Here is a 19605-nt window from a genome sequence, read left to right on the forward strand (position 1 = left end):
CGGGGCCGCCGGGGCGCTTACGCATGTCCCGGCCGCATTCCATAACGCTCAAGCGCCATCGTCCGCCAACACCGCCACCGTCTGCACGCTGGTGTATTCCAGCAGCCCTTCCAACCCGTTCTCCACGCCCAGGCCCGACTGCTTGCGGCCGCCGAACGGCACGTCCGGCGACATGGCGTGGATATGGTTGATCCATACAGTGCCGGTTTCCAGGCGCCGCGCGATGGACCGCGCCAGCGTCAGGTCCTTGGACCACACCGACCCGCCCAGCCCGTAGTCGGAGTCATTGGCGCGTTGGACAACGTCGTCGATGTCCCGGTATTTCAGCAAGGGCAGCACCGGTCCGAACGCCTCTTCCACCACGCTGCGCGCGTCGTCCGGCGGATTGTCCAGGATGGCGACCGGCACGAAATAGCCCTTGCCCTGCGGCACATCGCCGCCTGCCAGAAAGCGCACGCCGTTGCGATGCGCGTCGGCGATGAGATCCTTGACCCGCTCGTACTGCGGACGGTTCTGGATCGGACCCAGACCGGTCCCCGGCTGCGCGCCATCGCCCATGACGACGCCCCTGGCGTGTTCCACCAACGCCGCGGCGAACTCGTCATAGATGGATTCGTGCACATACAGCCGCTTGGTGGCCAGGCAGAACTGCGAGGAATTGCGGAATGCTCCCCAGAACAGCTTGGCGGCCGTGTCGCGCACGTCCACATCCGGCAGCACGATGGCCGCATCGTTGCCGCCCAGCTCCAGCGTGATGCGTTTGAGCCTGCCGGATGCGCTCTGCATGACGCGCCTGCCCGTCGCGGTCGAGCCGGTAAAGGCGATCTTGTCGATGCCCGGATGCTCGGTCAGCCAAGGTCCCAGCCGGTCCCCGCCGCACACCACGTTCAGCGCGCCTGGCGGCAGCAGGTCGCGAAACAGCTCGCCCATCTTCAATGAAGTCAGCGGCGTGAACGGCGACGGCTTCAACACGACGGTGTTGCCCGCCAGCAAGGCCGGGGCGATCTTCCAGATGGCCAGCGTCATCGGAAAATTCCAAGGTGCGATCGCCGCCACCACGCCGATAGGCACATGGCGCGTCTCGAACACGCGGCCCGCGCCGTCGTCCAGCCGCGCCGCAGGCAGATCGCGTGCCGCGGTCGCGCGCAGCCAGGCGACGCAACGGCCGACCTCGGCGCGCGCGTCGGCGTGGGGCTTGCCCTGCTCGCGCGTCAACAGGCGCATGAAGCCTTCGGTGTACTCCTCCAGCCTGTCTGCCATGGCAAGAAGCGCGGCCTGGCGCCGTGCCAGGGACGTCTCGCTCCATGGCGCAAAGGCGCGCCTCGCGGCCGCGACTGCTTCGTTCAACTGCGCCAGCGACGCGTCCGGCACGGTGGCGATGCGTTCCTCCGTGGCGGGGTTGAGCACATCGAAGGTTTGCACCGACGTTTCCGCGCGGCCATCCACCGTCATGGAATAGCCGGAATCCAGATTCAGCTGCATGGTTCTATGCCTGTTTCGCGTTGGGTTGATCGGGACAGAGGACCTGGCGCCCCACCACGCGGCCCGCCGCCAGATCGAGAAGCGCTGCCTGAGCCTCCTGCAGGCAGCGGCAGGAAATCGGAATGGCGCGCGGCCCACGCTCCCGCACCAAGGCCATGAGTTGCTGCAGTTCGGCCAGCGTGCCGATGTAGGATCCTTCGATGCTGATGGCGCGCATGGGCACCAAGGCCGTCGACAGCGGCAACTCTCCGCCGAACAGCCCGATCAGGATCAATTGCCCGCCTTTGGCCAGCAGATCCATGCCCTGCTTCACCGTGCTGGCCGCGCCCACGCAATCGATCACCGCCCAGACCTCGCCCGCGGCGCGCCGAACCTCGTCCAGCGCGCTGGCGGCGTGCGCGTCCACGGCCAGGCTGGCGCCGGCGGCCAGCGCGGCGCCCCGGCGCGCGCCATCGGGTTCCAGCACGATCACCCGCGGGCATCCCAAGGCGCGCAGCAAGCTCACGCACATGAGGCCCAGGCCGCCTGCGCCGACCACCACGACCGCCTCCGCCTGCAGCACCTCCGGCGCAATCTTGCGGATGGCGCTATAGGACGTCAGGCCCGAACATGCGTAAGGCGCGGCCTGCTCGGGCCGCAGGTCGCCGATTTCGATCAGGTAGCGGGCGTCCGGCACCAGGATGTGGTCGCTATAGCCGCCCGGCCGGAAGATCCCCAGGAAGCGCGGCGCGGCGCACAGGTTTTCGCGCCCGCGCCGGCAGACCTTGCAGTCGCCGCAACCGATCCACGGATACACCAGATAGCGCTGTCCCGTGGTCACCCCATTCGCGTCTGGCCCGGCGGCGACCACCACGCCTGCCGTCTCATGGCCCAGGGTCAACGGCAGCGTGACGCCGCGCTGCTCCACGCGCAGGCGCTTGTCGCCGCCCAGGTCGTAGTAGCCCTCCCACGTATGCACGTCGGTGTGGCACACGCCCGCGGCAAGCACCCTCAGCAATACCTGCGCTCCCTGCGGTTCGGGCGCCGGGCGCTCGATCGGGACCAGCGGCTGGCCAAAGGCGGTTACGTCATAGCTGATCATCGCATCGCCTGCTTGATCAATGGGCAGCCGCCCCGGTCTTCAGGCCGGAATGCGACGTCGCCCGGGATGACCGCAACCTGCTTATACAGATCCCACTCGCTGCGGGATTCCTCCGGCTTCTTCACTTCGAACAGGTACATGTCGCGCACCACCCGCCCGTCCGCGCGCAACCGTCCGTTGCGCGTCATGAAGTCGTTGATGGGCGTCTCCCGCATCTTGGCCATGACGGCGTCGGCGTCCTTGGTGCCGGCCGCCTTGACCGCGTTCAAGTAATGCAGCACCGCGCCGTAGGTACCGGCCTGGGTCATGGTCGGCTTGCGTCCGACCTTGTCCTGGAAGCGTTGCGACCAGGCCCGCGTGGCGTCGTTCTGGTCCCAGTAGAACGCCTCGGTCAACAGCAGCCCCTGGCCCAAGGGCAGCCCGATGGACTTCACGTCCGACAGGAACGCCAGCAGCGCCACCAGCTTCTGCTGACCGCCCGGTCGGCCTATGCCGAAGTCCGCCGCCTGCTTGATCGCGCTGATGACGTCGTTGCCGCCCAGCGCCAGGCCGATGATGCCCGCTTTGGAAGCCTGCGCCTGCAACAGATAGGAACTGAAGTCCGGCGTATTCAGGGGCGACCGCACCGCCCCCAGCACCTTGCCGCCGTTCTTCTCGATGACCGCGGAGGCATCGGCCTGCAGCGCGTAGCCGAACGAGTAATCCGCGGTCATGAAATACCATTTCTTGCCGCCCTGCGCGGACACCGCCGCGCCCGTACCGTTGGCCAGCGCGTAGGTATCGTAGGTCCAGTGGACGGTATAGGGCGAGCACGCCTTGGCGGTCAGCTCCGACGTCGACGCGCTCGTCACCATGACGATCCTTTTCTTCTCGCGGCCGAGTTCGCTGATGGCCAGCGCCAGCGCCGACGTGGGCAGATCGGTGACCATGTCCACGCCATCCTGGTCGAACCAGCGCCGCGCCGCCGCGCTGGCGACGTCGACCTTGTTCTGGCCATCGGTGTACACCAGTTCGACCGGCTGGCCCAACACGCTGCCGCCGAAATCCTGCACGGCCATGCGCGCGGCCTCCACCAGCCCCTTGCCGCCGATGTCGGAGTACGCCGAGCTCATGTCCGCCATGACGCCGATCTTCACTGGGCCGCCGGCAGGCTGCGCTTGCACGCCTGCCGCAACGAGTGCGGCGCCCGCCAACGCGTACACCGTTTTCACGATTGCCATCGATATGTCTCCGTTATGAGTAAACGCCATTTGCGCAGCAACTGGCCTATTGCCCCGGCACGAGTCCTTTTGTATCGTAGGCACGCATTTTTCAGCTTCGTCCAAAGCGACGATTTTCGTGTTGCTTGCGGGTTTCCCCGAGCCGGCGGCGCGCAATCGTTCCTCACCCAACAGGCAGATCATGCGCCCTATGTTTTCGCCCGGACATGCGCTGGCCAGCGGCAAGCTCGGCGTCCCCGCTGCCCACCCCGACCATATCCCGCGTGTATCGCTGTGCGCGCAAATCTGCGCGCCCGGCAGCCCCAGGGTCGTCCTCGCGCGCGGCCCCGCCGGCTACGGCAAGACCACGCTGCTGGCTCAGTGCCAGACCCGGTTGAGCGCGCAATCCGTGCACGGCGCCTGGCTGACGCTGGACCGCGGCGATAACGATCTGCCGCGCTTTCTGCGATGCCTGACCGCCGCGCTGGAGCCCCTGGCCGCGCCGCCCGGGGCGGTGGCCGACCTGGAGGCCGACGACGCGCTGGCGCTCGCCCTCATCGAAGCCATCGCCACGCAGACCGCTCCCTTTGCGCTGGTGCTGGACGAGTTCGAGGCCATCGTCGCGCCAGGCGTGCTGGACTTCGTGCAGAACCTGATCAACCGCCTGCCGCCGCAGGGCCGGCTGCTGATCGGCTCGCGCCATGCCACCGGCCTGGAACTGGGACGCTTGCGGGCCGACGGCCGGCTGCTCGAAATCGACGCTGCCCAGCTCTGCTTTTCGCTGGAGGAAACCACCCTGTTCTTCGCCCGGCGCAACCCTGTGGTCACACGCGCCGAAATCGGCCAGCTTCACCACAAGACCGAAGGCTGGATCGCCGCGCTCTGGCTGGCCTGCGCCTCGCTGGCGCGGCAGGACTCCGCCGCGGCGTTCATCGAACGCTTTTCGGGCAGCGACCAGTCCGTCTCCGACTATCTGGCCCAGGATGTTCTTGCCGGACAGACGCCCGAGTTGCGGCGCTTTCTGCTGCGCACCAGCATCCTGAAGCAACTGAACGCGGCGCTATGCCAAGCGTTGCTGCCGGACCTGGACTGCGGTCGCATCCTGCGCGAACTCGAGGACGGGCAGGTCCTGCTGTCGCGCTCCTCCGCGGACGCGGCTCAATACCGCTACCACGGCCTGTTCGCGAGCCATCTGCAATCCACACTGCGGCAGCAGGATCCAGCGGACATCCCCGCGCTGCATCTGGCGGCGTCCCGCTGGTACGCCGAGCAAGGCCGTCCCGTTCCTGCCATCGATCACGCCATCGAAGGCGGCGACTTCGAGCACGCCCTTGCCTTGCTGGGTACAAACGCGGAAGCGTTGCTGGCCGAGGGGCGCATGCGGCTGCTCTCCCGCTGGTTCGCACAGTTGCCGGCGGCCGTCCTGGCCCGCCGCCCGGCCCTGCAGGCGGTGCAGGTATGGGCAACCTGTTTTACGCGGGGCGCCAGCGAGGCATCGTTGCAGCTGGACGAGTTGAGACTGGCCCGCAGCCCCGATCCCGACGTCCGCGCGCACGTGCAGGCGCTGCGGCCCTTGCTGCTCTCCATGACCGACCGTCACGAAGAGGCCTACGCGCTAGGCATGCCTGGCATCGCCGCGGCGGCGAACGCGTCCACCTTCGCGGCAACCGCCCTGGCCAACGCCATGGCCAACGTCGCCGCCGTGCTTGGCCGCTACCAGGAAGCGCAACGGCTGCTGGACGCCGCCCGCCGCGCGCAGAGCCTGGCCGCCAGCGCTTTCAATCAGATGTACTCCGAAGCGGTGGAAGGCATCATCGATCTGCAGGAGGGGCGCATGCGCCAGGCTGGCGCGCATTTCCGCATGGCCGTCCACGCCACCCGCAAGGGCGCGTACGGCCAGGCCAACGGCAACGCCTGGGCCGGCGTGCTGTACGCGGCCGGGGTTTACGAAGCCGGCGATCTGGAGCAGGCCGCCCGGCTGTTGCGCGTCTACGTGCCTCTTGGGCGGGACACGGGACACCCGGACCACTTGATACTCGGCTATGTGATGCTGGCGCGCATCGCATTTCTGTCGGGCGACATCGTGCAGACCTTCTATCTGCTGGGCGAACTGGAATACCTCGGCCATCAGCGCCGCCTGCCCCGGATCGCCGGCAGCGCGCGCGTGGAGCGCGCGCGCGTGCTGCTGCTGCAAGGACATCCGCAGGCCGCGCAGGACGAGCTCAAACGCGCGGAAGACAACGATCTGTGGGCTCGCATCGAAACGCTGCGCCTGCCCTCCAACGACTTGCTGTACCCGCGGCTGGGGATGCTGCGCGTGCAGTCCTACACGGGCAAGCCCGAGGATGCGTTGCGCCAACTGGATGCCGACATTGCGTGCGCCGTATCGTCCCGCCGCATCCGGCGCGCCTACAAATTGCAAATGTTCCGCGCCGTCGCCCTGGCGCGCGCAGGTGAAGAGGCGCAGGCCCACCAGCAGTTGGCAACCTTGCTGGACACCGCGCAGGCCGAGGGGCTATGCCGTGTGCTGGCTGACGAAGGCAGCGCCTTTCTCTCGCTGCTGCCGCGCTTCTTTTCGTCGACAGACGGCTGCGCATGGTTGAATGGCTGCGCGTCGGCCCAAGCCTGGCTCAACCGCTTCCAACGCCATGCCGGGATGCCCGCGGACTGCAGCCCGGCCAAGCCAGCCGCCGAGCGCGCGCCGGCCGAGGCTTTGACAGCCAAGGAACTGAACGTGCTGCGCCTGGTTGCGGACGGCCATTCCAACAACGCCATCGCCCAGCGCCTGTTCGTATCCGAAAGCACCGTGCGCACCCATCTGCGCAACCTGAACGTAAAACTGTGCGCCGACAGCCGCACCCGCGCCGTGGCCCTGGCGCGCGAAGCCGGTCTGCTGTAGGGCCGGGACTGGCTGGCCTGCCGGCGATTAAGATAGGGACTTTTGCGCGTGTCCATCATGAAAAGCAGTTCTACAGGCGGCCTGGTCTACTCCACCGACGGCGGCCGCATGTGCCCCGAATGCCGCAAGCCGCTGGCGCAGTGCCTGTGCAAGCAGACCGCCCGTGCGGCCCCCGCCGGCGACGGCGTGGCCCGCGTGTCGCGCGAAACCAAGGGCCGTGGCGGCAAGAGCGTCACCGTGGTCAAGGGCGTGGCGCTGGACGGCGCGGCGCTGAACGCGCTGGGCAAGCAGCTGCGCAACGCCTGCGGCTCCGGCGGAACGGTAAAGGACGGCGTGATCGAGATCCAGGGCGACCACTGCGAACGCGTCATGGAAACCCTGCAAAAACAAGGCATCCGCGCCAAGCGCGCGGGCGGCTGACACCGACGGAGCAACAGCAATGACCGAATCCCAAACCAGCGCCGTCGCCAGTTGGCACGCCCATGTGTATTTCGACGCCGCCAGCCGCGACGCCGCGCACGCCCTGCGCGAACGGATCGCCGCGCGCTTTGCCGGCCAGATGGAGCTGGGGCGCTTCCATGAGCGCCCCGTCGGCCCGCATCCCCAGTGGAGCTACCAGATTGCCTTCACGCCCGAGCGCTTCGCGGAGATCGCCACCTGGCTGACGCTGCACCACGGAGCGCTGGATGTCTTCATGCATCCCAACACCGGCGACTCCCTGCGCGACCACCGCGACTGCGCCGTGTGGATCGGCCGCAGCCACACCCTGAACCTGCAGGCGCTGGGCGCCTGAACCGCTACAGCGCGCGGCCCACGATCAGCGAATCCAGCGCCATCATGGGATCGCTGCTCTTGCCTTCGTATGGCAGGCGGCTGAGCACGTAGCGCATCGCATTGATCCGCGCGCGCTTCTTGCAGTCGGACTTGACCACCACCCAGGGCGCGTCGGCCGTGTCGGTATGCGCGAACATGGCTTCCTTGGCGCGGGTGTAGTCGTCCCACTTGTCCAGCGAGGCCAGGTCCACCGGGCTGAGCTTCCACTGCTTGAGCGGATGCACCTTGCGCTGCAGGAAGCGGCGGCGCTGTTCTTCCTGGCTGACCGAGAACCAAAACTTGATCAGGTGGATGCCGCTGCTGACCAGATGGCGCTCGAAATCCGGCACCTGGCGCAGGAAGTCCAGGTATTCGTTCTGGGTGCAAAAGCCCATCACGCGCTCGACGCCGGCGCGGTTGTACCAGGAGCGGTCGAACATGACGATCTCGCCCGCGGTCGGCAGGTGCTGCACGTAGCGCTGGAAGTACCACTGGCCCTTTTCCGTGTCGGAAGGCTTTTCCAGCGCGACCACGCGCGCGCCGCGCGGGTTCAGGTGTTCCATCATGCGCTTGATGGTGCCGCCCTTGCCGGCGGCGTCGCGGCCTTCGAACAGGATCACGACGCGCTGGCCGGTGGCCTTGACCCAGGCCTGCAGCTTCAGCAGTTCGACCTGCAGGCTGTACTTCTGCTTTTCGTAGTTACGGCGCAGCATGCGGTGGCGATAGGGATAGATGCCTTCGCGCCAGTCCGCGGCCAGCTCATCGTCGGGATTGCGGCGCGTGCGCGGCGCCGCCGAATTGGCTTCCAGCAACGCGCGGTGCACGGCCTGCGCATCGTCCGGCGACAGTTCCTCGATGACCGAGCGCAGCGCCTCGCGCGCCTGGGCCGGCGCGCTGACGTTGTAGCGGCGCGCGATGTCAGCCAGCACGGCGACGGTTTCCTGACGCGCGGCGTCCTGACGAGCGACGACGCGTTTGCGCACATCGAGGGCCGGCTCGGCGGCGGCCGCGGCCGATACGGGGTCAACCGGCGCGGGAGCGCCCGCCGCGAGATCGCCCGCCGCGGGATCGCCCGCCGCGGGATCCACCGCGGCAGGCGCCTTGGCCGCGCGCGGCCTGCGGCTGGTGGTTACCGGCGTGACGACCGTCTTGACCGCCGGCCTCTTGGAGGCGCTGGCGGTCCGCTTGGCCGCGCGCCTGCGCGGCGTGTCGGCTACGGCTTGTTCGGTGGCTGGGGGGGTCTTGTCTGTCATCGATCCTGTCCTCGCTGCGCTGATCGTCCTGTCCGCGCCGGCCAGGCTTGCGCCTGCGGCCTCAGTCGGGAAAAGCGCAAACGCTACTCCGAGCCCTGCCCCGCGGATTTGACTTTGATCAAACGTTGTAACATTTTTGCAGCAACGAAGGCCGCTACACTGGCCTCCCTACACCCGCCCCTGCGCCATGTGGTCATTCATCAAACGGCTGCTAGCCGGCCCGACGCCGCCCGAAGATCCCCTGCGCGAAACCGTGAGCTTCGATGAAGCCGGTTTCACGCGCAGCAGCGAACTGGCGCGCGCCCTGGGCCAGCAGGAATTCTGGCCCTGGAGCGACATCCATGAATTCGGCTTCCGCTACACGCAGGCCGTCTTTCCCGATCCCTGGTCGGGCGACTACATGGAAGGCCTGTGGTTCCTGCGCGTACCCAGCGACGGCGGCGGGCTGATGGCCATGGAATTCGACGAGGCCACGCTCGACGCCGAACGACTGCCTGCCGCCCTGCAGCGGAACATGCCGGGCCTGGACATGGGCGCGCTGCGCGCGGGGCTGGCCGCGGCCGCGCGCGGGCCGCGCAACTTCGAGGACCAAGGGGAATGGGTGGCGTGGCGGCGCGTGGCCACTACGCCCGATCCAGGCCCTGCTTGAGGTCGGCCAGGATGTCCTCGGGCGTCTCCAGGCCCACCGACAGCCGCAGCAAGCCCTCGGACAGTCCATAGCGCTCGCGGTCCTCGGCAGAGTAGCTGGCATGCGTCATGGACGCGGGATGCTGGATCAGGGTTTCCGGATCGCCCAGGCTGACCGCGATGCGCGCCAGCTTCAGGCTGTTGAGCAGGCGGCGCCCCGCCGCCAGTCCACCCTTGAGTTCGAACGCGACCAGGCCGCCGCCGGCCGATTGCTGGCGGCGCGCGATCTCCGCGCCCGCCGTATCCGCCAGGCCCGGATAGAACACGTCTGCCACCGCGGGATGCTCGCGCAGCAGCTTGGCCACCTTCAGCGCGGATTCGCTGTGGCGCGCCACGCGCAGCTCCAGCGTCTTGATGCCGCGCAGCACCAGGAAGGCGGTGAAGGGCGACAAGGTCGCGCCAGTGAAGTAGCGCAGCCCTTGCAGCCGGATCGCATCGATGTGTTCCTTGCGCCCCAGCACCGCCCCCGCCAGCAGGTCGCCGTGGCCGCCCAGGTACTTGGTGGCCGAATGCAGCACGACGTCGGCGCCATGCTCCAGCGGACGCTGCAGCACCGGCGTGGCGAAAGTGTTGTCGACGATGGTCAGCAGACCCTTGCCGCGGGCAATGGCGGACACCGCCGCGATATCCACCAGGCGCAGGTTGGGATTGGCCGGCGTCTCGAAGTAGACCGCGCGCGTGTTGGGGCCGATGGCCGCCGCCACGGTCTCGGGGCGGGTGAAATCGGCAAACACCGCGCGCACGCCAAAGCGCGCCAGGCCTTGCGTGAACAGGGTGAAGGCGGTGCCATACACGATCTGGTCCACGACGATTTCATCGCCGCTCTGCAATAGCGAGAACAGGGTCGCCGAAATCGCCGCCATGCCGGAGGCGGTCACCACGCAGGCCTCGGCGCCTTCCAGCGAGGCCAGGCGCTCTTCCAGCAGCGCCTGCGTCGGATTGCGCGTGCGGCCGTAGACGTAACCCTGCTTTTCGCCCAGGCGGATCTGGTCGAAGGATTCGATGCTGTCCTGGGTGTAGGTGGAGGTCAGATAGAGCGGCGGAGCCAGGGCGCCCTGCTCGTCCAGCGGGTCATAGCCCAGGTGGATGGCGCGCGTGGCAAAACCGTGTTGCGAGGAGTCGGACATTTCAGCGTTCCTGTGTTTTCGGGTAAGGCCGGGGCGCGCAGCCCCGGCGTGGAGTCAGCGTTTGTGGTCGGCGCGGCGCGACAGCCATTCGCCGGTGAATTGCACAATGGAGACCAGCGCGATCAGGATCACGATCACCTCGAACATCACGCGGGTCTCGTAGCGTTCGTAGCCGTAGCGGATGGCCAGATCGCCCAGGCCGCCCGCGCCTACGGCGCCCGCCATGGCCGAGGCGTTGATCATCGCGATGACGCTGACGGTCATGCCGCCGATGATGCCCGGCAAGGCTTCCGGCAACAGCACGTGGCGCACGATGTGCCAACGGCGGCAACCCATGGCCCTGGCCGCCTCCACCAGCCCGTGATCCACGTCGTTCAGGCTGACCTGGGCGATGCGCGCGAAGAACGGCACCAGATTGGCCGATAGCGGCACGATGGCGGCCCAGGTGCCCAGTGTGGTGCCCACCAGAAAGCGCGTGAACGGCAGCATCGCCACCAGCAGGATGATGAAGGGGATGGCGCGGAAGGTATTGACCGTCACCGACAGGACCTTGTTGAAGCGCGGCCGGGGATACAGATTGCCCGGCGCGGTGACGGTCAGCACCACGGCCAGCGCCAGGCCGAGAACGATGGCGATGACGGCGGACACGCTCACCATCGCCAGGGTCTGCAGGAAAGCCTGCAGGTATTTATCAAGCATTGGCAGCGACATAACCCAGCACCTTGATTTGATCGGCCACCAGCGCGGCGCGCGCGGCCTCTTCCTGTAATGCGCCCGCGGGCACGGACACCAGCAGGCTGCCCAGCGCATGGCCGCGCAGGCGGTCCAGTCCGCCGTGCAGCAGCGTCGCGCCGGGGCCGAGCGCGGCCAGCGCCTGCAAGGACACGCCGTCCGGACGCCCCTGCCCCGTAAAGCGCAGCCGCAGCACGGCTACGCCCGCGCGGCCCTGCAGGTCGGGCACCAGCCTGCTGGCGAGATCGGGCGGCAAGTCGTGCTGCAAGGGCCGCAGCAAGGCGCGCGTGGCGTCGGCCTGGGGATTGCCGAACACGCGCCAGACCTCGCCTTCCTCGACCTTGCGGCCGCCGTCCAGCACCAGCACCCTGTGGCAGACCTCGCGGATCACCGCCATGTCGTGCGTGATCAACACCACCGTCAGGCCCAGCTTGCGGTTGATGTCCAGCAACAAGGCCAGGATGGCCTGCGTGGTTTCCGGGTCCAGCGCCGAAGTGGCTTCGTCGCACAGCAGGATCTCCGGTTCATGCACCAGCGCGCGGGCGATCCCCACCCGCTGCTTCTGGCCGCCGGACAGTTTTGCCGGATAAACGTCGGCCTTGTCGCGCAGCCCCACCAGCTCCAGCAGTTCCTCTACCCGCGCCCGCGCCGCGGCGGGCTTGACGCCCGCCACGCGCAAGGGCAAGGCCACGTTCTCGGCCACCGTCTTGGCCGACAGCAGATTGAAGTGCTGGAAGATCATGCCGATGCGGCGGCGCAGGCCCACCAGCGCGTTTTCGTCCAGGCCGCCCGCGTCCACGCCGTCCACCAGCACGCGGCCGGCGCTGGGCCGCTCCAGCATGTTGATGGAACGCAGCAGCGTGGACTTGCCCGCGCCGCTGCGGCCGATGATGCCGTAGACCTCGCCGCGGGCGATGGCGAACGACACGTCGGACAGCGCGGCCACCGGCCCCTGCGCCCCCTCGTAGCGCTTCTGCAGCCCTTCGAACACGATGTGCGCATCTGCGGCCTGGGTTCGCGGCGCGGCATCGGCCAGCGTGGCCATGGAGAATTCGTGTTGCATCATTGCCCGGCTCCGATCTCAGAAAACCGGAATCACCGAGCCTTCGTACTTGCTCAGGATGAACTGGCGCACTTCCTCGGAGTGATAGGCCTTGACCAGTTCAGGCACCCAGGGCGCGTTCTTGTCCTGTTCGCGCACCGCGATGATGTTGACGTAAGGATTGTTTTCCTTCTTCTCCACCGCGATGCCGTCGCGCGTGGCGATCAGCCCGGCCTGATAGGCGAAGCTGTTGACGATGGCCGCGGTGTCCACGTCCGGCAGCGAACGCGCCAGCACCACGGAAGCGCTTTCCACGAAGTTGAGCTTCTTGGGGTTGGAGGTCACGTCCGCCAAGGTCGCCGTGCCGGTGGCCGGATCGAACCCGTCCTTCAGCGTGATCAGGCCCTGGTCGCGCAGGATGACCAGCGCGCGCGTCTGGTTGCTGGGGTCGTTGGGAATGCCGACGCGGGCGCCTTCGGGCAGCTCATTGAGCGACTTGTACTTCCTGGAGTAGAACGCGATGGGCGAGATCAGCGTGTTGGCCACGGACACGAGCTTGTAGCCGCGCTGCTTGATCTGGTCGTTCAGGAAGGGAATGTGCTGGAAGGCATTGGCGTTCAGGTCGCCGTTGTTGAGCGCCTCGTTCGGGCTGGCGGTGCCGGTGATCACCACGGGCTCGACCGCCAGGCCGTTCTTCTTGGCGACCTGGGCCACCACCTCCCAGATCTGCTCGTCGACGCCGCCGCGCACGCCCACCTTCAGCGGCTTGGGATCGGCCGAAAAAGCCGGGCCATGGAACATTGCCGCCGAAGCCAGCACCGCGCCCAGCAGGCGCTTGAAGAAACGGGAAGTCATGTTGGAATCGCCTCTCAGGCTATGCGGTTATGAGAGAAACGATTCTAGGGAGGGGGACGGACCCGGCGAACGAATAGTTCGTTGAGTCCTTATTACAGGGGCGTTTGGTTATGGCGGCTGGGCATATGGTCCCGGCACATGCCCCGCCGCGCGGATCAGAAGGGCTTGACGACCACCAGCGTCACGATGGCCGCGGACGCGATGACGGTGAAGGGCGCGTACAGATCCACCAGCGGCGGACGCTGGGCGCTGCCATTGGCCATGCGCCGCAATGCCGCGCTCTGGATGCCGAGCAGCGCCGACAGCGCCAGCGCGAAGCCCACCTTGACCCAGATCCAGGTCATGGCGAACCAGCCGAAGGTCATGGCCAGGTGCAGGCCGACCAGCCACGTGAGCACCATGGCCGGCGTGGTCACGTAGAGCGTCCAGCGGCGCAAGGCGCCCAGCATCTTGCGTTCCTTGGGCGCTTCTTCACTGTCCTGCGGCTGCGAGGACAGCAGGAACAGGGACACGAACAGCGATCCGCCCAGCCAGGCGACCACGGCCGCCACGTGTAGCATTTTCAGGAGTTGATAGGTCATGATGACCGCGATTATCGCCGGATGCGGACCGCGCCGTGTATCGGCGCGGCGCATCCGTTTGCGCTACGGCAAGCGGCGCCCGGCAACGCAGCCTTACTTGGCCGCCTCGGGGCTGGCCGGGGCGGCGGGCGCGGGAGTCGATGCGGGCGCGCTGGATGCGGGGGCAGCAGATGCAGGGGCAGCAGATGCGGGCGCGGGAACTGCGGGTGCAGGCGCCGCCGGCGCGGGAGCCGCAGCGGCGGGCGCGGCCGGCGAACCGGAGCCTCCCGCGGCAGGTGTTTTCGGCGTTTCGCTGCCGCCGTTGGCCGCGGCCGGATTCAAGGTATCGGCGGGCTTGTCCGGAGATTCCGCCGGCTCGGCCGGCGCGGCCTTGGGTTGCGCCTTGGCCCGCCCGCCTGCGGGCGCATGCGGCGCGGCGGCGGCCTGCGCGTCCGGCAGGAAACGCTGTAGCAGCTGGAAGAAGCCTTCATAGAACTTGGGCCGCGCAACCGTCTGGCTGCCCGTCTTCACCAGCGAATCGTCGCTGGACCCGAACGGCATGGACACCTGGCCCAGCACGCTCACGCCCACGCTGGCCGAGCTATTGGTGCGCTTGATCGAATAGCGGTCCTGCACGGCGTTGGCAAACACCGTGGCGCGCTCATTCGCGCTGCCATCGGAGGCGCATTCGATGTTGAAGGCAATCTGCGTATGCTGGCCGTTTTCGTCCTGGAAATTCTTGTGCCCCGTGACCCGCGAACCCTCGAACTTGTCGATGTTGTAGCCCTGGCTCAGCAAGGCGCGGCGGCCCGCGTCGCAGGCGGCGACGTTACTCGCATCGACGGTGCGCGAGTAAGTGTTGTTCTGGGTGAAGTCTTCTTTTTCGAACTCTGGCTTGGGGGATGAGCATCCCGCCAGGACGCCCACCAGGGCAACGGACAGGGCCAGCGACGGACTGCGGGAAAAACGGGGCATGAATTGGGGGAACAGTAATGCGTCAAGCGTCCGTTATAGCGCATCCCCGGCACCATTTCTTTTACGAGGAATGTGCAGTTCAACGGAGAGGTAACAGAGTTAAAAAAAGGGCCGCATCGCGGCCCGGGCAGCCCTGGCTGCCGCGTTCAGGGCGACACGCGCGCAGGCGCGAGCGGCGGCGCCTCCTGCGCCTCCAGGTTCAGGCTGCGCCGGTAATGCTTGCAGCCCGCGGCCAGCAGGCCGATGCACAACACCGTGGCCACGCCAACCAGGACCGACATGGACTGCCCTACCGCTGCCGGGTTCTTGAACAGCCGGTCCGTCAGCATGGCCACGGCGGTGGTGCCCAGGCCCAATCCGATCAGGTTCGAGATCAGCAGGAACAGCGCCGATACCTGGGCGCGCAGCTGATTGGGCGGCAGTATCTGCATCGCGGCGGTCGAGGTCGGCATCGGAAACGAGGCGAAGAACATGGCCGGCAGCAGCAAGCCCACCGACCACCACAGCGAATCGACCTGGGTGAAGACCACCGCAGGCAGGGCCATGCCGGCCGCGCCAATCACGCCAGCGCGCAACGGCGCATCGCTGTAGCCCCGCTTGGCCAGCCAATCCATCAGCCAGCCGCCGCAGAACACCCCGGCGGTATTGGCGACCAGCACCACCACGCCCAGCATGTAGCCGGCTTCCGAGGGCGACATGCCGAACTTGCGCATGTAGAACGCCGGCGTCCAGCCCAGCAGTGCGAACAGCACCATCGCATAGAACGAGAAGCCCAGGTAGTGGCAGAAGAAGGTGCTGCGATGGCGCCCCAGGAAGCGGAAGGTATCTTCCATGGCGGGCTTCTGCACCTGCCCCGAGGCATTGCGCCGCAAGCCCAGCCGCTGCGGATCGCGCACCGTCAGCAGGATCAGCAGCGCAATCAGCAGGCCAGGCAATCCCACAATGAAGAAGGTCACCTGCCAGGGCCGCATCGCGCCTATCCACGGCAAGGCAACCGTATCCACGCTCTTGAGCAGGTTGATGACGTAGCCGCCGATCAGGAACGCCATGCCGCCGCCGATGAACGAGCCGATCGAATAGATCCCGACGGCGCGCCCCAGCTTCTCGCGCGGGAACATGTCGCTGAGCATGGAGTACGTGGCAGGCGAGAGCGCCGCCTCGCCCACGCCCACGCCGATCCGCGCGAGAAACATCTGCGCGAAATTGCGCGAAAGGCCACAGGCCGCCGTGGCCAGGCTCCAGAACGCCACGCCGATCGCGATGATCCGGGGCCGCGAATAGCGATCCGCCAGCAAGGCTATCGGTATGCCCATGAAGGCGTAGAACAAGGAAAACGCCAGCCCGTGCAGCAAGCTGAATTGCGTGTCGGACAGCTGCAGGTCGTGCTTGATGGGTTCGATCATCAGCGCCAGGATCTGCCTGTCGACGAAGGAAAATATGTACGCTAGCATGCATATCACCACGACGTACCACTCGTAGGCGTAGCTAGGTTTTGATCCGTGCCGCGGGCTGCCGTCAGTCATGGTTTGTTTCCCTTGTATGGTGGTGAGATCTGCCCATGCCCAAGGGCCGGGTTGTGTCTCACTTGCTTGCAGGCCCATCTTTTGTAGGTCTTTGCGCAGCCAGCCTCTATACGCCTGACGCAAGGACTGTTCCCGCTGCGCAGGAAAGCATGTTCAACGACACCAATCCGCTGGACCGCCATTGCTTGCTGGACTCGGGCAACATCGCCGAGATCAAGGACCAGGTCAGCCAGCACCTATGGTCGCACCGCATGTGCGTTCCCCCGGGAAAACCCCTGCAATCGCGCCTGTACGGCGTCTTCTTCGGCAACGCAGCCTTGTTCGACCTGCACTATGGCGCGGAAGTCGAGATCGACGCCGGCGACATCGCCAGCTACTACCTGATCCGCATCACGCTGCAAGGCTCCGGGCTGATCACGCTGGGCAAGCGCAGCGCGTCGATGAACGCGGGCAGCCTGACCATTTCCTCGCCGTCCGAGCGCAGCGTGATCCGCATCGGCCGCGATTGCCGCAACCTGATCCTGCGCATCGAGCGCGAGGCGCTGGAACGCCAGTTGCAGCGGCTGCTCGAGCGCCCCGCCAAACAGGCGCTGGTGTTCGACCTGCAAATGGATGCCGACGCGCCCGGACCGGTGGCGGTGCGCGAAACGCTGGACTATCTGTGCCGGCTGTACCGCCATCCCGCCATCGAAGGCGTCACGCAAACGCTGGCCGCCGGCTTTTCAGACTACCTGCTGACGCTGCTGCTGACCCAGCTGCCGCACAACTACTCCGAGGCCTTGCAGGCAGACCGCCGCCAACCGCTGCCCCTGCATGTGCGGCGCGCGCGCGATTACATAGAAAGCCATCTGGACCAGCCGCTATCGCTGACGGACCTGGCGGCCCACTGCGGCGTCTCCGTGCGCACGCTGCAAAACGGCTTCTCGCAGTTCCTGAAGCAGAGTCCCAGCGACTACGTGCGCAACCAGCGGCTGGCCCAGGTGCACGCGGCGCTTGCGCAAGCCGGCGAAGGCGACAGCGTCACCGACATCCTGCTGCGGCACGGCATTTCCAGCTTCGGGCATTTCGCCACCCACTATCGCAAGCGCTACGGCTGCCTGCCGTCGGACACCCTGCGCCAAAGCAGGCATTAGGCGTTGCACGGCAGCGCCAGGATTCGCTTGCCGGATCGGAACGCCGCTTGCGCGTTCGGCGCAGCCCCGCCAGCGCGCCACCGCTAGGATCAAGGCTCCATCAGACGGAGCTTGACCATGAGAATCAGCGTCATAGGCGGCGGCCACGGCTGCTACGCGGCAGCGGCCGAGCTGTTCGAGAAAGGCCATCACGTGTGCTGGTGGCGCAGGGACTGGACGGCCTTCCAGGGCTTGCGGGATGCGGGCGCGCTGACGGTCACCGACTATCGCGGCAGCCGCCAGATTCCGCTGGGCGACGGCCCCCGCCAGTTGCAGCTGGTGCGCGACCTGGCCACTGCCGTGGAGAATGCGGAGCTGCTGGTCATTCCCCTGCCTTCCACCACCCACGAAGCGCTGGCCCGGGAATTGGCGCCGCTGCTGCGCGACGGCCAGGTCGTGTTCCTGCCGCCGGGCACCTTCGGCTGCTACGTCTTCGCCCGCGCCATGAAAGAAGCAGGAAACGCCGCGAACACGGCCTTTGCCGAGACCGGCACCCTGCCCTACCTGGCTCGCAAGCACGGCGAAAAAGTCGTGATCAGCGGCTACGCCACCCGCCTGCCCACCGGCGTCTTTCCGCGGCGGCTGTCGGAGCAGGCGCTGGCCGTGGTCCAGCGCGCCTACCCCAGCATCGAACCGATAGAGGACGGGCTTTCGAGCGCGCTGATGAACGCCGGTCCCATCATCCATCCGCCGCTCATCATGATGAATGCAGGGCCGCTGGAACACTTCGACAAATGGGACATCCACAACGAAGGCACCCAGGCCTCCATACGGCGCGTGACCGACGCGCTGGACGCGGAGCGCATCGCCATCCGCGTGGCCCTGGGCTATGCCGCGCCGCACTTCCCGTTGGCCGACCACTATGCAGCCGAAGGCGATGAATGGATGTACGGCCGCGGCGCCCATGGCAGGCTCACCGACAGCGGCGACTGGCGCGAGGACATAGACCTGCACACGCACCGCTACATGCTGGAGGACACGCGGCTTGGCCTGTCATTCCTGGTGTCCGCCGGCCGCTGGGCGGGCGTGCCGACGCCGGTCGCGCAAGGCCTGCTGAGCCTGGCCAGCGCGGTCACCGGACGCGACCTCTACGCCGAAGGACGCACGTTCGAACGCCTGGGCCTGGACCGCCTGTCGCGCGCGGACATGCGCCAGCTTCTGGCCAAAGGCTGCTGACACGGAGATGCAAGCCATGAACGAAAGACTCTGCGTAATCGGCGCCGGCCGCATGGGCGTGGGCATCACGCTGTCATACATCCATGCCGGACTGGACGTCACGCTGATAGACATCAAGCCGCGCCCGCCCGCCGAGCAGGCCGATTACTTCGCACGCGTGCGGGACGATCTGCGCCGCGAACTCGGCATCCTGTGCAGGCTGGGCTTGCTCGATGCCGCGCAGGCAGAGGTGGCGCTGGCGCGCATCCGCCTATGCACGCGCGAGGATGCCGAAGCAGATCTGCGGCAGGCGCGCGTGGTGTTCGAAGCCGTGCCTGAACGCCTGGACGCCAAGCGCGATGCCTTTCTGTGGTTGGGAGCGGCCTGCGCGCCGGACAGCATCATCGCGTCCACCACGTCCACCTTTCTGGTCACCGAACTGGCGGAGCTGGTGCAAGGTCCGCAGCGCTTCCTGAACGCGCACTGGCTCAACCCCGCCTACCTGATACCGCTGGTGGAAGTGAGCCGCGGCCCCCAGACCAGCGAGGCCGCGACGCAAGGGCTGCTGGCAGCGCTGCGCCTGGCGGGCAAGAAGCCCGTGCAGTGCGCCCCCGCTGCCGGCTACATCGTGCCCCGCATCCAGGCCCTGGCCATGAACGAAGCGGCCCGCATGGTGGAGGAAGGCGTGGCCAGCGCCGAAGACATCGACACGGCCGTGCGCCTGGGCTTCGGCCTGCGGTTTTCGGTTCTGGGGCTGCTGGAGTTCATCGACTGGGGCGGCGGCGACATCCTCTACTACGCCTCGCGCTACCTCGCCGATGCCATCGATCCGCGCTTCGCCTCGCCTGCCGTCATCGCCAGCAACATGGAACAAGGGCGCAACGGGCTGCGCGACGGCCAGGGCTTCTATGACTACGCCGGCATGGACGTAAATGCCTACAAGATGGAGCGGCTGGCGCAATTGTGCAAGCGTCTGGAAGTGATGGACCTGTTGCCCCGCCACAACGCGGCAAGGCAGCCGCCCGCGCGATAGCGCGCCGGCCTGCGCGC

The 19605-nt window shown here is 67.2% G+C and carries 18 protein-coding genes; 7 read left to right on the forward strand and 11 right to left on the reverse strand.

The features are described 5' to 3' along the window. Window positions 1–48: 48 nt before the first annotated feature. From NGK62_RS30360 to NGK62_RS30370, 3 genes are read right to left on the reverse strand one after another with little or no spacing between them, the layout of a single operon-like run. Window positions 49–1482, reverse strand: coding sequence for an aldehyde dehydrogenase family protein (locus NGK62_RS30360; protein ID WP_251881823.1), 1434 nt, complete (start codon window positions 1480–1482; stop codon window positions 49–51). A 4-nt stretch (window positions 1483–1486) separates the two neighbouring features. After that, window positions 1487–2563, reverse strand: a complete 1077-nt coding sequence (locus NGK62_RS30365; protein WP_251881825.1) for an alcohol dehydrogenase catalytic domain-containing protein — start codon at window positions 2561–2563, stop codon at window positions 1487–1489. Then, on the reverse strand, window positions 2560–3783 hold the full coding sequence (locus tag NGK62_RS30370; RefSeq protein ID WP_251881827.1) for an ABC transporter substrate-binding protein: 1224 nt from the start codon (window positions 3781–3783) through the stop codon (window positions 2560–2562). Before NGK62_RS30370 ends, NGK62_RS30365 begins: the two co-directional genes overlap by 4 nt. 181 nt (window positions 3784–3964) lie before the next feature. On the opposite strand from NGK62_RS30370, the gene NGK62_RS30375 reads away from it, so the two are divergent. From NGK62_RS30375 to NGK62_RS30385, 3 genes are read left to right on the forward strand one after another with little or no spacing between them, the layout of a single operon-like run. Next, on the forward strand, window positions 3965–6661 hold the full coding sequence (locus NGK62_RS30375; protein ID WP_251881829.1) for a winged helix-turn-helix domain-containing protein: 2697 nt from the start codon (window positions 3965–3967) through the stop codon (window positions 6659–6661). Window positions 6662–6718: 57 nt separating this feature from the next. After that, a complete protein-coding gene (locus tag NGK62_RS30380; protein WP_059372849.1) occupies window positions 6719–7081 on the forward strand; it encodes a translation initiation factor Sui1 in 363 nt (120 codons plus the stop codon). Between the two features lie 19 nt (window positions 7082–7100). After that, window positions 7101–7454 (forward strand): DOPA 4,5-dioxygenase family protein, encoded by a 354-nt coding sequence (locus NGK62_RS30385; protein ID WP_059372634.1) that lies wholly within the window; start codon window positions 7101–7103, stop codon window positions 7452–7454. 4 nt (window positions 7455–7458) lie between these two features. Here NGK62_RS30385 and ppk2 read toward each other — a convergent pair whose 3' ends face one another. Then, complete coding sequence (gene ppk2 / locus NGK62_RS30390) at window positions 7459–8727, reverse strand: polyphosphate kinase 2 (RefSeq protein WP_251881831.1); 1269 nt, start codon at window positions 8725–8727, stop codon at window positions 7459–7461. A 187-nt stretch (window positions 8728–8914) separates the two neighbouring features. Here ppk2 and NGK62_RS30395 point away from each other — a divergent pair, with 187 nt between their 5' ends. Further along, window positions 8915–9376 (forward strand): hypothetical protein, encoded by a 462-nt coding sequence (locus tag NGK62_RS30395; protein ID WP_251881833.1) that lies wholly within the window; start codon window positions 8915–8917, stop codon window positions 9374–9376. Here the strand turns inward: NGK62_RS30395 and NGK62_RS30400 are convergent. From NGK62_RS30400 to NGK62_RS30430, 7 genes are all read right to left on the reverse strand, one after another. Continuing rightward, the gene (locus NGK62_RS30400) at window positions 9351–10541 is read right to left on the reverse strand and encodes a trans-sulfuration enzyme family protein (RefSeq protein ID WP_251881835.1); all 1191 of its coding nucleotides are present in this window, start codon (window positions 10539–10541) and stop codon (window positions 9351–9353) included. The two genes, NGK62_RS30395 and NGK62_RS30400, sit on opposite strands and share 26 nt — an antisense overlap. Window positions 10542–10595: 54 nt before the next feature. Next, the gene (locus NGK62_RS30405) at window positions 10596–11252 is read right to left on the reverse strand and encodes a methionine ABC transporter permease (protein ID WP_059372625.1); all 657 of its coding nucleotides are present in this window, start codon (window positions 11250–11252) and stop codon (window positions 10596–10598) included. Continuing rightward, the gene (locus NGK62_RS30410; protein ID WP_251881837.1) at window positions 11233–12339 is read right to left on the reverse strand and encodes a methionine ABC transporter ATP-binding protein; all 1107 of its coding nucleotides are present in this window, start codon (window positions 12337–12339) and stop codon (window positions 11233–11235) included. The genes NGK62_RS30405 and NGK62_RS30410 overlap by 20 nt, the downstream gene beginning before the upstream one ends. 15 nt (window positions 12340–12354) lie before the next feature. Next, entirely contained in the window at window positions 12355–13170 is an 816-nt protein-coding gene (locus NGK62_RS30415; RefSeq protein ID WP_054452716.1) for a MetQ/NlpA family ABC transporter substrate-binding protein, read from the reverse strand. A 155-nt stretch (window positions 13171–13325) separates the two neighbouring features. After that, a complete protein-coding gene (locus tag NGK62_RS30420; protein ID WP_118934751.1) occupies window positions 13326–13751 on the reverse strand; it encodes a CopD family protein in 426 nt (141 codons plus the stop codon). A gap of 93 nt (window positions 13752–13844) precedes the next feature. Then, on the reverse strand, window positions 13845–14705 hold the full coding sequence (locus NGK62_RS30425; protein ID WP_251881839.1) for a DUF2242 domain-containing protein: 861 nt from the start codon (window positions 14703–14705) through the stop codon (window positions 13845–13847). 146 nt (window positions 14706–14851) lie between these two features. Further along, the gene (locus NGK62_RS30430) at window positions 14852–16228 is read right to left on the reverse strand and encodes a spinster family MFS transporter (RefSeq protein WP_118934747.1); all 1377 of its coding nucleotides are present in this window, start codon (window positions 16226–16228) and stop codon (window positions 14852–14854) included. Window positions 16229–16377: 149 nt separating this feature from the next. Between NGK62_RS30430 and NGK62_RS30435 the strand changes: the two genes are divergently transcribed. The 3 genes from NGK62_RS30435 to NGK62_RS30445 all read left to right on the forward strand — a co-directional run bounded on the left by NGK62_RS30435 (window position 16378) and on the right by NGK62_RS30445 (window position 19588). Then, on the forward strand, window positions 16378–17361 hold the full coding sequence (locus NGK62_RS30435) for an AraC family transcriptional regulator (RefSeq protein ID WP_118934745.1): 984 nt from the start codon (window positions 16378–16380) through the stop codon (window positions 17359–17361). A 117-nt stretch (window positions 17362–17478) separates the two neighbouring features. After that, entirely contained in the window at window positions 17479–18576 is a 1098-nt protein-coding gene (locus NGK62_RS30440) for an NAD/NADP-dependent octopine/nopaline dehydrogenase family protein (RefSeq protein ID WP_251881841.1), read from the forward strand. Between the two features lie 16 nt (window positions 18577–18592). Next, the gene (locus NGK62_RS30445) at window positions 18593–19588 is read left to right on the forward strand and encodes a 3-hydroxybutyryl-CoA dehydrogenase (RefSeq protein WP_118934741.1); all 996 of its coding nucleotides are present in this window, start codon (window positions 18593–18595) and stop codon (window positions 19586–19588) included. The last annotated feature ends 17 nt before the right edge of the window (window positions 19589–19605 follow it).

Source organism: Achromobacter sp. Marseille-Q4954 (assembly GCF_943737025.1).
GTDB classification, from domain to species: Bacteria; Pseudomonadota; Gammaproteobacteria; order Burkholderiales; family Burkholderiaceae_B; genus Achromobacter; species Achromobacter bronchisepticus_A.

Bases quoted from the DNA above. Each gene is read 5' to 3' on its own strand.
- NGK62_RS30420 (WP_118934751.1), bottom strand. From the start codon at position 13,751: ATGACCTATCAACTCCTGAAAATGCTACACGTGGCGGCCGTGGTCGCC.
- NGK62_RS30435 (WP_118934745.1), top strand. From the start codon at position 16,378: ATGTTCAACGACACCAATCCGCTGGACCGCCATTGCTTGCTGGACTCG.
- NGK62_RS30395 (WP_251881833.1), top strand. From the start codon at position 8,915: ATGTGGTCATTCATCAAACGGCTGCTAGCCGGCCCGACGCCGCCCGAA.
- NGK62_RS30385 (WP_059372634.1), top strand. From the start codon at position 7,101: ATGACCGAATCCCAAACCAGCGCCGTCGCCAGTTGGCACGCCCATGTG.
- NGK62_RS30360 (WP_251881823.1), bottom strand. From the start codon at position 1,482: ATGCAGCTGAATCTGGATTCCGGCTATTCCATGACGGTGGATGGCCGC.
- NGK62_RS30430 (WP_118934747.1), bottom strand. From the start codon at position 16,228: ATGACTGACGGCAGCCCGCGGCACGGATCAAAACCTAGCTACGCCTAC.
- NGK62_RS30380 (WP_059372849.1), top strand. From the start codon at position 6,719: ATGAAAAGCAGTTCTACAGGCGGCCTGGTCTACTCCACCGACGGCGGC.
- NGK62_RS30365 (WP_251881825.1), bottom strand. From the start codon at position 2,563: ATGATCAGCTATGACGTAACCGCCTTTGGCCAGCCGCTGGTCCCGATC.
- ppk2 (WP_251881831.1), bottom strand. From the start codon at position 8,727: ATGACAGACAAGACCCCCCCAGCCACCGAACAAGCCGTAGCCGACACG.
- NGK62_RS30425 (WP_251881839.1), bottom strand. From the start codon at position 14,705: ATGCCCCGTTTTTCCCGCAGTCCGTCGCTGGCCCTGTCCGTTGCCCTG.
- NGK62_RS30410 (WP_251881837.1), bottom strand. From the start codon at position 12,339: ATGATGCAACACGAATTCTCCATGGCCACGCTGGCCGATGCCGCGCCG.
- NGK62_RS30405 (WP_059372625.1), bottom strand. From the start codon at position 11,252: ATGTCGCTGCCAATGCTTGATAAATACCTGCAGGCTTTCCTGCAGACC.
- NGK62_RS30375 (WP_251881829.1), top strand. From the start codon at position 3,965: ATGCGCCCTATGTTTTCGCCCGGACATGCGCTGGCCAGCGGCAAGCTC.
- NGK62_RS30400 (WP_251881835.1), bottom strand. From the start codon at position 10,541: ATGTCCGACTCCTCGCAACACGGTTTTGCCACGCGCGCCATCCACCTG.
- NGK62_RS30445 (WP_118934741.1), top strand. From the start codon at position 18,593: ATGAACGAAAGACTCTGCGTAATCGGCGCCGGCCGCATGGGCGTGGGC.
- NGK62_RS30370 (WP_251881827.1), bottom strand. From the start codon at position 3,783: ATGGCAATCGTGAAAACGGTGTACGCGTTGGCGGGCGCCGCACTCGTT.
- NGK62_RS30415 (WP_054452716.1), bottom strand. From the start codon at position 13,170: ATGACTTCCCGTTTCTTCAAGCGCCTGCTGGGCGCGGTGCTGGCTTCG.
- NGK62_RS30440 (WP_251881841.1), top strand. From the start codon at position 17,479: ATGAGAATCAGCGTCATAGGCGGCGGCCACGGCTGCTACGCGGCAGCG.